This window comes from Shewanella sp. MBTL60-112-B2 (genome assembly GCF_019655055.1).
Taxonomy (GTDB): domain Bacteria; phylum Pseudomonadota; class Gammaproteobacteria; order Enterobacterales; family Shewanellaceae; genus Shewanella.
The window spans coordinates 1-14,704 of sequence record NZ_BPFA01000022.1 but is presented as its reverse complement, the minus strand read 5'-3'; the positions used below and the strand labels follow the sequence as shown (position 1 = coordinate 14,704).

Here is a 14,704-nt window from a genome sequence, read left to right as displayed (position 1 = left end):
TTTTTAAAAGAAGAAAGCACTCGGTTGGAACAGTTTCTCTACTTCACCAATAAACTTCTTGTTTACTAAGAAGAGGATGACGTGGTCACCTTGTTCGATAACCGTTTTATCGTGAGCCATCAACACTTCTTCGTCACGCACGATTGCACCAATAGTGGTGCCAGGAGGCAGCTTGATTTCACTGATCTGCTTACCAACAACTTTAGATGTATTAGAGTCACCGTGAGCAATCGCTTCGATGGCCTCGGCTGCACCGCGGCGCAGTGAGTAAACGTTACAAATGTCACCTTGGCGAATATGGGTGAGTAGCGCCGAAATCGTAGCTTGCTGCGGTGAGATGGCGATATCGATATTGGCTTCTTGCACGATATCTACATAGGCTTCACGTTGGATCAGTACCATGACCTTTTTGGCACCCATACGCTTGGCAAGCAATGCGGCCATAATGTTGGCTTCATCGTCGTTAGTTACCGCAATAAACACATCGGTTTGATCGATATGCTCTTCGAGTAACAACTCTTGATCTGATGCATCACCACAAAATACCGTAGTGTTCTCAAGCTTTTCAGATAGCTCTTCGGCGCGCTCTTGCTTATGCTCAATCAGCTTAACCGAGTGATTGCGCTGCAGCTGCTTGGCTAGGCCTAAACCGATATTACCACCGCCAGCAATCATGATGTTGCGGTAAGAATTATCTAGCTTTTGCATTTCACTCATTACCGCGCGGACATGGCGACTATCGGCAACGAAGAACACTTCGTCGTCGGCTTCGATAATGGTGGTACCGCGCGGCATGATAGGTCGGCCTTGCCTAAAGATAGCGGCTACCCGGGTATCAATATTGGGCATGTGTTCACGTAGCGCAGCTAAGGCGTTACCCACTAGTGGGCCGCCATAGTATGCTCTAACTGCAACAAGGCTAAGTCTGCCTTCGGCAAACTCCAGTACCTGCAGCGCACCAGGGTATTCAACTAGGCGACCGATATAGGCGGTGACTAGCTGCTCTGGCGCAATCAATTCATCGATGATAAAGCCACCGCGAGGGCGGTTTTCTGCATTTTTGGTTTCGCTATCAATAAACAGTTTATCGCGCAGGCCTAGATATTGTTCTGAACGAATTCGGGCAATTTTAGTCGGCGTACCATAGAGAGAATAAGCAATTTGGCAGGCGGCCATATTACATTCATCGCTATTGGTTACCGCGATCAGCATGTCTGCGTCTTCGGCACCCGCCTCTTTTAATACACTTGGGTGAGCACCGTGACCCACAACCACCCTTAGGTCGTACTTATCTTGCAAGCTACGCAGGCGGTTTTTGTCGTTATCGACAATAGTGATGTCATTGTTTTCGCCAACTAAGTTCTCGGCTAACGTGCCGCCAACTTGTCCTGCACCCAAAATGATAATTTTCATTGCCGTACTAATCCTTCACTAGGCGAGCGTAATAAAAGCCGTCCATGTTGTCTTGCCCTGGAACAATCTGCCAACCGATATCGTCCGGGTTAGCTTGCTCTTCTATCGGTACTAAGGTCGCATCAGGTGTTCTGGCTAAGAAGGCACTCACTTGATCTTTGTTTTCCTGAGGCAAAATCGAACATGTTGCGTATAAGAGTGTGCCACCGGGCTTTAACCACTTCCAGCAATGATCGAAAATTTGTGACTGTAATTGCGCCAACTCTTCGATGTCGTTGTTCTTTCTAAGCCACTTAATATCTGGATGACGGCGAATAACACCTGTAGCCGAGCATGGGGCATCTAGCAAGATGCGGTCAAATTTATCACCTTGCCACCATGAATCAATATTGGCAGCATCGCCATGCACTAACTCTGCTTTAAGTGACAATCTATCGAGGTTTTGCTGCACACGCTCAAGACGCTTAGCATCAAAATCGACCGCGACTAACTTAACGTTTGGTGCCAATTCTAATAAGTGGCAACTCTTACCGCCGGGGGCGGCACAAGCATCAAGCACGAGTTCATCGCCTTGTGGTGCCAGTAACGTTGCCGCCCATTGGGCTGCGCCATCTTGCACTGAGGCTGCGCCGGTTTCAAAGCCCGGTAGCTGCATCACATCGCGTGGGCTACTCAATAAAATTGAATCTGGGCTATTGCCTGCTTGCGCTTCGATATCTAATCCTGCAAGTGCTTGTAGATAAGTCTCTCTAGTTTGCGATTGCTGGTTGTTACGCAGCCACATAGGTGGGCGTTCGTGACTCTGCTCAATAACGTTTTGCCAGTTGTCAGGGTAAGCGTCTTTTAAGCGCTTAATTATCCAAGCTGGTGTGTTATAGGCCAAGGTATCGTTTTCAGTCGATAATGGCTTTTCTTGGCGTTGAATATTACGTAATACGCCGTTGACGACCTTAACTAAGCCTTCAAACTTTAGCTGGCGACAGGCTTCGGCCGTTTCAGATATTGCCGCATGGCTAGGAATTCGGGTGAAGTACAGTTGATAGCAACCAATTAGCAGCAGTTGGTGCACAATGCGCTGCTTGCCTTTCATCTGCTTGCTCATGCAATCACTGACTTGCTTGTCTAGTTGTGGCAAATGACGCATCACGCCATAGCAAAGCTCGGCGAGTAGCGCCTTGTCTTTACCGCTGTCGAGATGTCTTTGCTGATCCGGTAGCGCCACAGAAAGTGAGATACCTTTTTCTAGCACCTGAAAAACGACCTTAGCGGCCAAAGCTCTTAAGTTCATTAGCGATTAAGCCTCTTGATTGTCGGTGCTAGCGAGTACAGTTCCTGGGGTAAACCAGTCTGCTCTCGAGTTTAGGATGTCGGCAACACTTAAAGGTTTCTTACCTGGTAATTGCATCTGGGTGATGGTCAATACGCCTTCACCTGTAGCAATGCTGATCCCCGTTTTATCTGCCGACAAGATGGTGCCCGGCTGCTGTGAGCTGGTTTCATCACTAACAGAACTTTGCCATACCTTGATGGTGTTGCCTTCATGTTCGTAGTGGCTAACAGGCCAAGGGTTAAAGGCACGAATTTCACGCCATAAAGCTGAAGCTGGTTTAGACCAATCTAGACGTGCTTCCTCTTTTGATAGCTTTTCTGCGTAGTTAGCTAGCGCTTCATCTTGCTTCTCAGCCGGTAGGGTACCTTCTGCTATACCTGCTAGTGCTTCAACCAGTGCTGTCGGGCCTTGCTCTGCGAGCTTTTCATAAAGCGTTGCTGAGGTGTCAGAGTCTTCAATTGGAAGCTGAGTCTTAAGCAGCATGTCACCAGTATCTAGACCGATATCCATCTGCATGATGGTAACGCCAGTTTCTGTATCGCCGGCCCACAATGCACGTTGGATTGGGGCTGCACCACGCCAGCGTGGCAAGATAGAACCGTGCACGTTGATGCAACCTAAGCGTGGAGTATCTAGCACGACTTTTGGCAAAATAAGTCCATAAGCCACCACAACCATGATATCGGCGTTTAATGCCGCGAGTTCTGCTTGGGCGTCTTCGTCACGCAGGGATTTAGGTTGAAAAACTGCAATGTCATTTTCAAGCGCTAATGCCTTGACTGGACTCGCTTGCAGTTTTTTACCTCGGCCAGCAGGTCTATCTGGCTGAGTGTAGACTGCGATCACATTGTGCTCAGAGTCGATTAGCGCTTGAAGATGGCGTGCAGCAAAATCTGGTGTTCCTGCAAAAATGACATTTAATGGTTTCAAAAATTTATCCTTGTTTCGCTTCTAGACGAGCCGCTTTTTCGAGTTTCTGCTTAATACGTTGGCGCTTTAGAGGTGATAGATAGTCAACGAACAGCTTGCCCGATAAATGGTCTAATTCATGTTGTAAACAGATAGCGAATAAGCCATCAGCTTCCAAGGTGAACTCTTTACCATCACGGTCTAACGCCTTAATGGTGACGAACTCAGCGCGGTCCACTTTGGCATATACTCCAGGGACAGATAGGCATCCCTCTTCGTTACAGAAGTCACCACTCTTGGCGGTAATTTCAAGATTGATGAACACTGTTGGGCGTTCAACCTCGTCTTGAAGGTCCATAACGATAAGTTGATGGTGATAATCAACTTGTGTTGCCGCTAGGCCAATTCCCTTCTCTTCATACATAGTTTCGAACATATCGTCGATTTGTGTTTGAAGGGCAGCGTTAAACTCTGTGATCGGCTGTGCAACGGTTCGTAATCTTTCGTCGGGAAAGCGTAAAACTTTTAATAAACTCATACCTAAACTCTTAACAAGTCTGTCAAAATTGAGCCAGTTAGTTATACTGACTTTGGCTAATGGCTCAATTTTAGTCGTTAGCGGCATTCAATAACAGCAAAAGCTCTACATATACTCTAATAAAAGAGCAAATAGCATGGATATCCTGATGAGACGGTTAATATTACTTGCTTCACTTATAGTTGGTTGCACTTCAGTTTTCGCTGATACTTTAACGCTAAAGTCAGGTCATCCTGATTCTTATGTGGTTCAAAAAGGTGATACCCTTTGGGATATCTCCGCATCTTTTCTAAAAGATCCTTGGCGTTGGCCTAAGCTGTGGGGAGTCAATCCACAAGTTGCTAACCCCCATTTGATTTACCCCGGAGATAGGCTGACTATTGTCTTTATTGATGGTGAGCCTCGCCTTGTAGTTAAACCCCATGTTAGAAAGAGTCCTCAAGGACGTATTTCGGCTAAAGGTGGTGCTATTCCGGCGATAGATCTTTCACTTATTCAACCTTATTTATTACAACATCGCGTGGTGGATGCCGATTGGTTTGAGCAGCAACCTAAAGTGATGGGCGGCGAGAGTCCTTCAAATTTCCACGTCGTTAATGACATTATTTATGTGCAGGGTGAGCTGACTATTGGTGATAAATTTGGCGTTTACCTTGATGGCCGAACTTTTAAAAATAGTGACGGTGACAACTTAGGTCTCGAAGTGATTTTATCTGCTTCTGGTCGAGTGGTTGAGTCAGGCGCTATCTCTAAGGTGGAGTTGCTCAGCAGCCTGCGTGAAACCGCTTCTGGTTATCGTTTACTACCTATCGAAGACGATTTGCTTATGTCAGCGTATTTTATGCCTCGTGCTGCGGAGTTGGCCGAGCCTGCAACGGTTCTCGCTTCAGGAAAGAATATTCGAGAGATGGGTAAGCTAGATGTGGTTTACTTAGATCGAGGCGCAGTTGACGGACTCGAAACTGGCCATGTGTTCTCAATCTTTAAAGATGGCGAAGTTGTGGTAATCGATGGTGATGGTATACCGGTGCAGCCCCATGATCGCAATCGTTATGAGAAGGTACTTGCCAATATCTCTTCTGACAGCGCAGTTAAGATGCCTGACCTTTACCGTGGTAAATTGATGGTGTTTAAAGTCTTCGATAAAACCAGCATGGGCATTATCTTAGTTAATGAGCGTCCTGTGCGGGTGGCTGATAAATTGGCGATACCCGATTCGCTGTTACGTAGCGAGTAGACTAGAGTTAGTTATAGTTTTTCTTTCGATGCCATCTTGATGATGGCATCGACTTTTTATAGGGACAAACTATTAACGATACACTGGTCGATTGGCTAGTTGTTTCTGCTGTATCTGGGCTAGGACCGGCTCGGATTAAACAATTAATAAATTACATGGATGTAGCCGAACTGAGGCAAAGAATAACGCACGAGCCACAAGCGTTGCCTTTACCAGAGTCGTTACTACAATCTCATCTTTTACCTAATCATGCCTTGGTTGATGCGGCTTTAGCGTGGCAGCAGGCTGAGGCACATCATCACCTTATCTGTTTTGGTGACGCCAATTACCCCCCATTGTTGAAACAGATTAACGATCCTCCCCCTGTGTTGTTTTTAAAAGGTAATACTAATGCGTTATTGTTTCCTGCAATGGCGGTTGTAGGCAGCAGGCAGGCCACTCCGGGTGGTAAGAAGATAGCGCATGAGTTAGTCACGGAGTTAGCATTAAATGGTATGGCTATTTCGAGTGGGATGGCTCTAGGTATTGATGGGGTGGCGCATCGAGCTGCAATAGAGGTTAGTAAACCCAGTATCGCCGTGCTAGGTACTGGGATTGATGTTATCTATCCCAAGCGGCATCGTGATATTTACCATGCTATTCAAGAGCATGGTTGTGTAGTTTCTGAGTTTTGGCCTGATGTGAAGCCTTTTTCTGGAAATTTTCCGAAACGAAACCGGATTATTAGCGGTCTAACTATAGGTACATTAGTGGTTGAAGCCAGCCTGAAAAGTGGTTCATTGATCACTGCGCGACTTGCTAATGAACAGGGGCGAGAGGTATTTGCTGTTCCGGGGAGTGTGCTAAGCGGTCAGAGTGAGGGATGCCACAAATTATTACGAGAAGGTGCCAAATTGGTCGAAACTTTAACTGATATTTTAGAAGAAGTGAGTTCTTTATCGCGCTTTCACCTTGAAGAAGTTAAAGCGTGTCACCATATAGAGGGTGAAAGCGCCTCTGATTTGCCATTTTCCTCGCTGTTAGCTAGTGTTGGCTATGAGACCACAACAATAGATGATGTGGTCGAGCATAGTGGAAAAACCATAGAGCTAGTATTAGAGCAATTGCTTGAACTCGAGCTGCAGGGATGGATTTCTGCAGTCCCTGGTGGTTACACAAGACTAAAGAGGAGCTAGCCATGTTTGATATCCTCATGTATTTATTTGAAAACTATGTTCATAGTGAAGTCGAATTATTAGTAGATGAAGACGAACTCACGAAAGAACTTACTCGCGCTGGATTTCATCAAAGTGAAATCATTAAGGCACTTTCTTGGTTAGAGCGTTTAGCTGACCTACAGGAAGCTGGTACGCCTTATCTGTGCAACCATGATCAGCAATCATTCCGTATTTACACTAAAGCCGAGATGGAAAAAATTGACGTCGAGAGTCGTGGTTTTTTACTGTTTCTAGAGCAGATTAAAGTACTTAATGTCGAGACTCGTGAAATGGTTGTCGACCGAGTGATGGAAATTGATGAGCCAACTTTGAATCTTGATGATCTTAAATGGGTTATCTTGATGGTGTTATTTAATGCACCGGGTCATGAGTCTGCTTATGAGCAGATGGAAGATCTCATCTTCGAGCAGCCCGATGGCCGCTTACACTCATAACCAGCGAGAAGATTAAAAGAAAGGAGGCCTAAGCCTCCTTTTTTGTCTGGCGATAAATGTTCCATACATTTATTCGCATTTCCTCTATCCCTAGAGGTCAGAACATTTATGCCTATTTGCCATGGATGGATACAAATAGGCGTTGTACATGGATGTGCGCTATTTCATCTAACATAAGCCTGAACGCAAGGATTGCGTAAGAAGGGATTTGTGTCTGGCGATAAATGTTCTATCGGTAGCTGCGTCCTGCGTTACTCTACCTCCTGAATTCATTCAGTCGTACATTTATTCGCATTTCCTCTATCCCTAGAGGTCAGAACACTTATGCCAATTTGCCATGGATGGACGCAAATTGGCATTGTACCTAGAACCTAGAACTTCAAGTGGTTCTCACCGTGTGCTAAATGCTGTGGCTGCAGGTAGTCTCGGTAGTCATAACGACCTTGCTTGTGCAGTCTAGGCTTAGTTTCTTCTTCGCTATCATTAAAGCCATCAACCTGAGTATTTAACCAATTGGCAAACTCAGGTTGATGCTCTGTCAATGATGCCATCAACTGCTCATAGCCTTCGAAGTAGTCTGTCTTAAGGTATTTGCTCAACTGTACAAAGTCGGCATGATGGTTTTCAGCAAGGAAACGAATAGCCATATAGCTCCACTTATAAGTTCTATCTTGGCCATCCTTATACTCGGTGGCAAAGATCTCCTCTAGTGTCGGAGCCTCTTCTATATCACGCTTAATAACGCGAAGTGCCGATGGGTTGTTATCACCCTTAGAGATGTACTCGGCTAGACCTTCAGACCACCAGACCATTTTTGATGGGAAGTGTCCAAATCCTGCATATTTTACGAAGTGACCATCGAGATAATGCACATACTCGTGGTTGAGGTTCCAGACTTTAAATTCTGGTTCAATCCACCATTGGCGATAGGCAAAGAAAGTTGCTTGGTTACCAGGCTTGGAAGGCGTGCCTTCGATATACATGCCACCGTTATCGGTGTTGATGTCGAAAATAAGTTGGCCATTTAAGTGGTATTGGCTCCAGTTCTTAAAGGCTACGACCCTAAGAGCGTTATTAAAATCATTAGGCGCTGGCTTGAGCTTAGTCTCTAACACGTTATGGAAGCTAGATTCTTGAGAGGTCAGTTTGGTGCAGCTCTCAGCCAATTCTTGCTCATTTAGATCTTGGGTCAATATAAATAGGCTATCAGAGCAATGATGCTCAATAGATAGAGCTGTTTTAAGCTCTGGAATTCGGCATATGTCACTATTCTCTTCACACAGCTCTTGGCCACCAAATACATTTACATGAAAACCTGCGGTATAAGCATCTTTCGCGGTATCTCCACGAAGTGTGACATCGGCTTTTGCTATTGCAGCTACGGCTTCATCAACGGCAAGCTCTTGCTCGGTTTCCTCGCCATCTTCTGATGACGGAAGGGCTAAGCGGTAAAGCGCTAATGCCCAATAGGCATTGGTACGTGGCCAATCATTTTCAGCACGAATACTTGCAGGACTCGCTGCAAACTCGAGTAGCGGGGTATTGAAATCCGCTGCTAGTAATACCTTGTTAAGTTCACCGTCGACATCTTTACGGCTCTTATTCAGGAGGAAACCATAGGCTTTGAGTGTTTCTAACAGAGCATAGTCATTGCCAGTATTCGGTGTTGATGTTGCTAGTTGCTTTAACTGTGCATCTAACTGAGGCAGTAACGGAGCTAAGGCTTGTGCTGCATCGTTATCTGCAAAGTAACGGTATAGAGTGACAGCGTATTGCTCCTGCATGCGTGCTTGGTTCTTGAGTAACCCTGAATCACTGAGCTCCTCAAGTGCTACCGCTAAAGCAGCGGTGTCAGCATCGGTAAGATCATCCACTGGGCCGTAATAACTAAAAGCTCGGAAGTAGTAAAGCAGCTGATTAGCCGTTTCGACATTCTCAGTGGTGGCAAGCGCGAGACTAGCTTGTAAGAAAGTCTCTGTTGTTAGTAGTGGATTTTGGGCATCAAACAGTTCAGTTTCTGACGCTTGAGTGATTTGCTGAATGGTTTGTGGGTTGATAGCTTGTTGATCAACACTGGCACAGCCTGATAGAGAGGCGAGCATACCCGCTATAATAGTTGTAGCGAACCTTGAGGGTGTATTCATTTTTTATCCCTTTATTTTTATCCCTTTATTTTATTGAATACAATATATCATTGCTTTTTACTAAATTCTAACATTGGAATATAAAACTTAGGCTATTCCTTGGTAGAATAGCGCTATATAGATGAATTGAGACAATCATGGCCAAAATAGATCAGCAACTGTTTACTACGCACGAGCACGCTCTTGAGAAAGAGTTTGAGCTTTGCCCCAAATGTGGCTGCGAGTTGTCGGTAAAGCACAGTAAGCACGGTGGTTTTATTGGATGTAATAACTATCCAAGTTGCGATTACACGCGACCGCTGGTGCAGCATGAGTCGATAGAGACGCAGGTTATTGAAGGCTCAGTTTGCCCTGATTGTGGTAATGAGTTGGCGGTTAAGTCGGGTCGGTTTGGTATTTTCATTGGTTGCACTAATTACCCTGTATGCAGCCATATAGAGAAGCACGATCAGAGTGAAAGCAAAGATGAGATCGCTTGCCCTAAGTGTAAAATGGGTCACATCGAGCATAGAACAAGCCGTTTTGGTAAGTCTTTCTATGCCTGTAGTGCATACCCAAAGTGTAAGTTCTTAGTCAACTATCCGCCTGTTGCAGAAACATGCCCTGACTGTGGTTGTGGTATTTTAGTTGAGCGCAAAGGGGCGGCAGGTATGCGTCTAGAATGTCCTGAAAAGGACTGTAAATATAAGCGTCCCGTTTAACAATCATATTAACTTTCACTAATGTCGCTTTTAAGTAATGATAGCGGCTGACATTGTGCTGTTTATATAAGGTGAAGAGAGACTGATGTTACAAGTATTACCAGCTGATGTGGCCAAGTTAGTCGAACAAGGTGGAGTGATAGCCTACCCAACCGAAGCGGTTTATGGTTTAGGTTGCGATCCTGATAACGATGAAGCAATTAATTTGCTACTGCAGATAAAACAGCGGCCTTGGCAGAAAGGTCTCATTCTGGTTGCTGGTGATTATCAGCAGCTATTGCCTTATATCGACGAATCTCAATTAAGCGCACCACAGTTGGCATTTGCTCAGAGTAAATGGCCGGGTCCCTTCACCTTTATCATGCCAATCAAGCCTGGGCTGTCGAAGTTACTCAGTGGTACCTTTGACTCAATAGCGGTGCGGGTTACAGCCCATGAAGGTGTAAAAGCTTTATGTGCCGCAATCGATAAACCAATCGTTTCGACTAGCGCAAATTTATCAGGACAAGAGCCAGCTTTGTCGCCATCAGCGGTGAAGCAGCAATTTGAAGGTATTATTTCTGGGTTGGTGATAGGGGAGTTGGGGAGTCAGGCGTCACCCTCTACGATTATCGATGCCAGAAGTGGAACAATTATAAGAGAAGGTTAATCAGCCTCTATAAAAAGGAATAATATGAGCACACCCGATTCAACAGTAGTAAAAGCTTTCTTACTCGATCTTCAAAATCGAATTTGTAATGGACTCGAAGCATTGGATGGCGCAGCGCAATTTGCTGAAGACTCTTGGAAGCGCGAAGAAGGCGGTGGTGGCCAAAGCCGTGTGTTGACGGGCGGTGCTGTTTTTGAACAAGCAGGGGTGAACTTTTCCCATGTGATGGGCGCTTCCATGCCAGCATCGGCAACGGCGCACCGTCCAGAGCTTGCTGGTCGAAGTTTCGAAGCCATGGGCGTGTCTTTAGTTATTCACCCAAAAAACCCTCATATTCCAACGACTCATGCCAATGTGCGCTTCTTTATTGCCCATAAAGAAGGAGCCGATCCTGTTTGGTGGTTTGGTGGAGGCTTTGATTTAACACCTTATTACCCTTATTTAGACGACGTGGTTGAATGGCATCAGAGCGCTAAGTCTTTATGTGAGCCATTTGGTGAGGAGGTTTATTCTAAGTATAAGCAGTGGTGTGATGAATACTTCTGGCTTCCACACCGTAATGAAACTCGCGGCGTGGGTGGTTTGTTCTTTGATGATCTTAATAAGCAAGGTTTTGAGCAGAGCTTTGCCTTTATGCAAGCAGTAGGTAATGGCTTCATAACCGCTTATGCACCAATCGTTGAGCGTCGTAAAGGTACTGAGTATGGCGAGCATGAACGCCAGTTCCAACTATATCGTCGTGGTCGCTATGTTGAATTTAATCTAGTTTATGACCGTGGCACCTTATTTGGGCTACAAACGGGAGGCCGCACAGAATCAATATTGATGTCTATGCCGCCATTAGTCCGCTGGGAATATGCCTACACACCAGAAGCGGGTGGCCCAGAGGCACTGCTTTATAGTGATTATCTAAAGCCAAGAGACTGGTTAAACCTTTAACGCTCTTGAATCAAGCGCAGCCGTACAGTGGAACCAATAATGTTCTTAAGCGTTATTGGTTTCGCATATGATCCGCTAGCGTAGCGATAGCACTATATATAGCTTGCTGGTGCTGCGGCTCAGTGACTTCCATTTCTATTGCTGCCTTCATGCATAATAGCCATTGATCGCGCATGGCCTCGTCGACCTTAAACGGCATATGTCTAGCCCTTAATGCTGGGTGGCCATGTTTTTGCTGATATAGCTGCGGCCCACCAAGCCAACCACTGAGAAATTCAAATAGCTTCTGCTCCGATTCCTCAATTGGCGCACGATGGATAGCCAATAGTTCTTGAGTTGCCTCATTGTGCTGCATCTGTGCGTAGAACTGATGAGCAATCGCACGAATAACTTTCTCCCCACCTATGCGATCATAAGCATTAGATTGGTTTGGATCTCTGTCCTTAAGCGCTGGGTCTTTCCCAACAAGTTTTTTTAACCACTTCATCTATTTCTTGTACCAGTATTTTTATAAGTTGTTCGGCAGTGTAGCAAGCCAATGCATAAATTTATCTAGCAATTTGAGTCATCGACTTAATTGAAAATAACTGCAGTAGAATAGATTGCCTGAGTTAAAATCCACGTTACACTACTATTTTTAGTGGCTAGAGTAGAAAACATGACTGAACGATACGCTGTATTTGGTAATCCGATAGGGCACAGTAAGTCCCCACAAATTCACACCATGTTTGCTACAGAGACTGCTCAGTCATTAAGTTATGAGGCCATCTTAGCGCCCATCGATGGCTTCGAAGCCAGCTTTAAGGATTTTGTCGCTAATCAAGGTTATGGAGCAAATGTTACCGTGCCTTTTAAAGAGCAAGCATTTGCCCTGTGTGATGAGCTTAGCGAGCAGGCAAAGTTGGCGGGAGCGGTTAACACTTTATCGGTACAGGCCGACGGTAGGATCAGAGGCGATAATACCGATGGCTTAGGTTTAGTTGCCGATTTGCAGCGTAACTTTGGTTGTCTCGCTGGGCTTAATGTTCTCCTTGTCGGAGCGGGTGGCGCAGCAAGAGGCAGTGTGCTGCCATTATTACAGGCTGGAATTGCTAAGCTTACTATCGTTAACCGTACGCAAGCTAAGGCAGAGGCTCTGGTTGAACTCTTTTCAAGTTATGGCGATGTGAATTCCTTACCGATAACTCATGCGGGTAAAAGTTACGATGTGATTATCAATTCAACCTCATCAAGCCTAAGTGGTGAGGTGCCTAATATAAGCAGCGATAGCATTACATCACAAACTGTTTGCTACGATATGATGTACGGCAAACAGCCGACGTCATTTAACATATGGGCTAAAGCGCAGGGTGCTAAACAGACAGTAGATGGTCTTGGTATGCTGGTGGGGCAAGCGGCTGAAAGCTTTTATATTTGGCGAAAAGTAAAACCAAGCGTTGAGTCGGTATTGATTGAGCTTCGGGCCGAACTTTAAATTGAGATAAGTTTGAGATAGAAATGAATCAAAGTATTTTATTCCCGGATCTACAAGATTGGGACTCACAAACACAAAGCGTGGTATTTCCAGTACAAGTGCAGGGAGCAAACATTGAGTGCCTCATTAGTCTGAATAGATTAACTCAACTTTCATCTGTCGTATTTGAACAAAATAATGACGGGCTTGAAGCTAAAGCGTTAGCTGTCTTTGAAGAATATCGTTTTGACATAGAAGAAGAGGTTGAAATGCTCATCGAACAGGAATTGTTCGACGAGCAAGGAAGAGTCGTACTTATCTAAATAACTGTAAAAGATAGAGGCTATCTATACGCCTTCTTGTAAATACTCATTCTTGAGCCTGACATAATTGTCAGCGGATTGCGGTAAGAAGGCGAGTTCAGCATCTGTTAGCGGCCTTGCTTGTTTGGCTGGGCTGCCAACATAAAGAAAACCACTCTTGAGTATTTTCCCCGGCGGCACTAACGAGCCAGCACCTAAAATCACATCATCTTCTAATACCGCACCATCAAGAATAATTGCCCCCATACCCACCAAAATACGGTTACCGACTTTGCAACCATGCAGCATCGCCTTGTGGCCAATGGTCACATCATCACCGATGATCAAAGGATGGCCCTCTGGCAGTGATGGCGATTTTCGAGTGACATGCAAAACCGTACCGTCTTGGATATTAGAACGTTTACCTATATAGATATGGTTTACATCTCCACGTGCGGCAACTAAAGGCCAAACACTGGCATCCTCATCAAGGGTAATATCACCGACTAATACAGCAGCCTCATCGATATAAACACCCTGTTTAAGTGTAGGTACGACACCTTTATAGGAGCGTAGTGGGTTATTGTTTCTAGAGTTTGGCATCTAAAAGTCCTAATTATGGTGTTTTTAGCATTATAAAGCCTAAAAAGTGGCTAGTCAGTGGGTTTTATGAGCAAACGATTATAAAAGTTCGATTTTATTCATTATTGCCCTTGCGCTGCTCTGAGATATCCCTATAATGCGCATCCACTGACACGGCACAGCAGGCCATTCGCTCTTAGCAAAAGCTAGATAGAACGGGACTTGCAGCGGTGTTAGAGAGTTAAAACTCCTAGGAGATTTGATTCAGGTGACAAACGCTTTAAGAGCTTCGAATGATGGTTGTTAACACGAGAGTGTATAAGAAATCATCGCTTGAAAAACTTCTTAAAATAAGCGCTTGACGCCGCCACTGGAGAGTGTAGAATACGCCTCCTCAGCCAAACGACCTAAGCGTCTAAGGCGCCATTTGAAAGGCTTTTGCCTTAATAGAATTGGCACGCTCTTTAACAATATGACAAGCAAATCTGTGTGGACACTCACAGAGATTAAGTTATTCGAAATTGCCTCTCACGAGGCAATCAAAAAATTACTTAATGAATGAGTGTTCATAGCAATATGTAATACAGAATTCGTTGAGCCGCTGATTTAGCCTTACTTGTAAGGTGGAAGAAGCAAAAAAACTTTAATTGAAGAGTTTGATCATGGCTCAGATTGAACGCTGGCGGCAGGCCTAACACATGCAAGTCGAGCGGTAACACAAGGGAGCTCGCTCCTGAGGTGACGAGCGGCGGACGGGTGAGTAATGCCTAGGTATCTGCCCAGTCGAGGGGGATAACAGTTGGAAACGACTGCTAATACCGCATACGCCCTACGGGGGAAAGGAGGGGACCTTCGG

The 14,704-nt window shown here is 45.2% G+C and carries 15 protein-coding genes and 1 rRNA gene; 9 read left to right on the top strand and 7 right to left on the bottom strand.

The window, feature by feature from the left end; all coding sequences use genetic code 11:
• Positions 1 to 3 precede the first annotated feature (3 nt).
• Genes trkA through def form a run of 4 tightly spaced genes read right to left on the bottom strand, consistent with a single transcriptional unit; the run spans position 4 to position 4,190 of the window.
• Positions 4 to 1,413, bottom strand: coding sequence for a Trk system potassium transporter TrkA (gene trkA / locus K5Q73_RS13965; RefSeq protein ID WP_220764100.1), 1,410 nt, complete (start codon positions 1,411 to 1,413; stop codon positions 4 to 6).
• 7 nt (positions 1,414 to 1,420) lie between these two features.
• The gene (rsmB, locus tag K5Q73_RS13960; protein ID WP_220764098.1) at positions 1,421 to 2,701 is read right to left on the bottom strand and encodes a 16S rRNA (cytosine(967)-C(5))-methyltransferase RsmB; all 1,281 of its coding nucleotides are present in this window, start codon (positions 2,699 to 2,701) and stop codon (positions 1,421 to 1,423) included.
• Between the two features lie 6 nt (positions 2,702 to 2,707).
• Entirely contained in the window at positions 2,708 to 3,673 is a 966-nt protein-coding gene (fmt, locus tag K5Q73_RS13955) for a methionyl-tRNA formyltransferase (RefSeq protein WP_220764096.1), read from the bottom strand.
• 4 nt (positions 3,674 to 3,677) lie between these two features.
• Positions 3,678 to 4,190, bottom strand: coding sequence for a peptide deformylase (gene def / locus K5Q73_RS13950; RefSeq protein WP_220764094.1), 513 nt, complete (start codon positions 4,188 to 4,190; stop codon positions 3,678 to 3,680).
• A 136-nt stretch (positions 4,191 to 4,326) separates the two neighbouring features.
• On the opposite strand from def, the gene K5Q73_RS13945 reads away from it, so the two are divergent.
• From K5Q73_RS13945 to K5Q73_RS13935, 3 genes are all read left to right on the top strand, one after another.
• Positions 4,327 to 5,427, top strand: coding sequence for a LysM peptidoglycan-binding domain-containing protein (locus tag K5Q73_RS13945; protein ID WP_220764092.1), 1,101 nt, complete (start codon positions 4,327 to 4,329; stop codon positions 5,425 to 5,427).
• Positions 5,428 to 5,582: 155 nt separating this feature from the next.
• Entirely contained in the window at positions 5,583 to 6,602 is a 1,020-nt protein-coding gene (gene dprA, locus K5Q73_RS13940) for a DNA-processing protein DprA (protein ID WP_220764090.1), read from the top strand.
• A gap of 2 nt (positions 6,603 to 6,604) precedes the next feature.
• Entirely contained in the window at positions 6,605 to 7,078 is a 474-nt protein-coding gene (locus tag K5Q73_RS13935; RefSeq protein WP_220764088.1) for a DUF494 family protein, read from the top strand.
• A gap of 371 nt (positions 7,079 to 7,449) precedes the next feature.
• On the opposite strand, the gene K5Q73_RS13930 is transcribed toward K5Q73_RS13935, so the two are convergent.
• Positions 7,450 to 9,222 (bottom strand): collagenase, encoded by a 1,773-nt coding sequence (locus K5Q73_RS13930; protein ID WP_220764086.1) that lies wholly within the window; start codon positions 9,220 to 9,222, stop codon positions 7,450 to 7,452.
• Positions 9,223 to 9,359: 137 nt separating this feature from the next.
• Between K5Q73_RS13930 and K5Q73_RS13925 the strand changes: the two genes are divergently transcribed.
• The 3 genes from K5Q73_RS13925 (at position 9,360) to hemF (ending at position 11,511) form a co-directional block, all read left to right on the top strand.
• Positions 9,360 to 9,923 carry a type I DNA topoisomerase gene (locus tag K5Q73_RS13925; protein ID WP_220764077.1) on the top strand — a complete coding sequence of 188 codons (564 nt, stop codon included), beginning with the start codon at positions 9,360 to 9,362 and terminating at the stop codon, positions 9,921 to 9,923.
• Between the two features lie 85 nt (positions 9,924 to 10,008).
• Positions 10,009 to 10,572 carry an L-threonylcarbamoyladenylate synthase gene (locus K5Q73_RS13920; protein WP_220764075.1) on the top strand — a complete coding sequence of 188 codons (564 nt, stop codon included), beginning with the start codon at positions 10,009 to 10,011 and terminating at the stop codon, positions 10,570 to 10,572.
• Positions 10,573 to 10,596: 24 nt separating this feature from the next.
• The gene (gene hemF, locus K5Q73_RS13915; protein ID WP_220764073.1) at positions 10,597 to 11,511 is read left to right on the top strand and encodes an oxygen-dependent coproporphyrinogen oxidase; all 915 of its coding nucleotides are present in this window, start codon (positions 10,597 to 10,599) and stop codon (positions 11,509 to 11,511) included.
• Between the two features lie 52 nt (positions 11,512 to 11,563).
• Here the strand turns inward: hemF and K5Q73_RS13910 are convergent, their stop codons facing one another.
• Positions 11,564 to 11,998, bottom strand: coding sequence for a group II truncated hemoglobin (locus K5Q73_RS13910; RefSeq protein WP_220764071.1), 435 nt, complete (start codon positions 11,996 to 11,998; stop codon positions 11,564 to 11,566).
• Positions 11,999 to 12,169: 171 nt separating this feature from the next.
• Here K5Q73_RS13910 and aroE point away from each other — a divergent pair, with 171 nt between their 5' ends.
• Together aroE and K5Q73_RS13900 are read left to right on the top strand one after the other, a co-directional pair.
• Positions 12,170 to 12,985 (top strand): shikimate dehydrogenase, encoded by an 816-nt coding sequence (gene aroE / locus K5Q73_RS13905; protein WP_220764069.1) that lies wholly within the window; start codon positions 12,170 to 12,172, stop codon positions 12,983 to 12,985.
• A gap of 23 nt (positions 12,986 to 13,008) precedes the next feature.
• Entirely contained in the window at positions 13,009 to 13,287 is a 279-nt protein-coding gene (locus tag K5Q73_RS13900) for a DUF1488 domain-containing protein (RefSeq protein WP_220764067.1), read from the top strand.
• A gap of 24 nt (positions 13,288 to 13,311) precedes the next feature.
• Here the strand turns inward: K5Q73_RS13900 and K5Q73_RS13895 are convergent, their stop codons facing one another.
• Entirely contained in the window at positions 13,312 to 13,869 is a 558-nt protein-coding gene (locus K5Q73_RS13895; RefSeq protein WP_220764065.1) for a gamma carbonic anhydrase family protein, read from the bottom strand.
• A 623-nt stretch (positions 13,870 to 14,492) separates the two neighbouring features.
• Between K5Q73_RS13895 and K5Q73_RS13890 the strand changes: the two genes are divergently transcribed.
• Positions 14,493 to 14,704: ribosomal RNA gene (locus tag K5Q73_RS13890) — 16S ribosomal RNA — on the top strand; the annotation flags it as partial.

What these genes read in the sequence shown, in the direction of transcription:
- trkA (WP_220764100.1), bottom strand. Translation starts at nt 1,413, where the DNA reads ATGAAAATTATCATTTTGGGTGCAGGACAAGTTGGCGGCACGTTAGCC.
- rsmB (WP_220764098.1), bottom strand. Translation starts at nt 2,701, where the DNA reads ATGAACTTAAGAGCTTTGGCCGCTAAGGTCGTTTTTCAGGTGCTAGAA.
- def (WP_220764094.1), bottom strand. Translation starts at nt 4,190, where the DNA reads ATGAGTTTATTAAAAGTTTTACGCTTTCCCGACGAAAGATTACGAACC.
- K5Q73_RS13945 (WP_220764092.1), top strand. Translation starts at nt 4,327, where the DNA reads ATGGATATCCTGATGAGACGGTTAATATTACTTGCTTCACTTATAGTT.
- dprA (WP_220764090.1), top strand. Translation starts at nt 5,583, where the DNA reads ATGGATGTAGCCGAACTGAGGCAAAGAATAACGCACGAGCCACAAGCG.
- K5Q73_RS13935 (WP_220764088.1), top strand. Translation starts at nt 6,605, where the DNA reads ATGTTTGATATCCTCATGTATTTATTTGAAAACTATGTTCATAGTGAA.
- K5Q73_RS13930 (WP_220764086.1), bottom strand. Translation starts at nt 9,222, where the DNA reads ATGAATACACCCTCAAGGTTCGCTACAACTATTATAGCGGGTATGCTC.
- K5Q73_RS13925 (WP_220764077.1), top strand. Translation starts at nt 9,360, where the DNA reads ATGGCCAAAATAGATCAGCAACTGTTTACTACGCACGAGCACGCTCTT.
- K5Q73_RS13920 (WP_220764075.1), top strand. Translation starts at nt 10,009, where the DNA reads ATGTTACAAGTATTACCAGCTGATGTGGCCAAGTTAGTCGAACAAGGT.
- hemF (WP_220764073.1), top strand. Translation starts at nt 10,597, where the DNA reads ATGAGCACACCCGATTCAACAGTAGTAAAAGCTTTCTTACTCGATCTT.
- K5Q73_RS13910 (WP_220764071.1), bottom strand. Translation starts at nt 11,998, where the DNA reads ATGAAGTGGTTAAAAAAACTTGTTGGGAAAGACCCAGCGCTTAAGGAC.
- aroE (WP_220764069.1), top strand. Translation starts at nt 12,170, where the DNA reads ATGACTGAACGATACGCTGTATTTGGTAATCCGATAGGGCACAGTAAG.
- K5Q73_RS13900 (WP_220764067.1), top strand. Translation starts at nt 13,009, where the DNA reads ATGAATCAAAGTATTTTATTCCCGGATCTACAAGATTGGGACTCACAA.
- K5Q73_RS13895 (WP_220764065.1), bottom strand. Translation starts at nt 13,869, where the DNA reads ATGCCAAACTCTAGAAACAATAACCCACTACGCTCCTATAAAGGTGTC.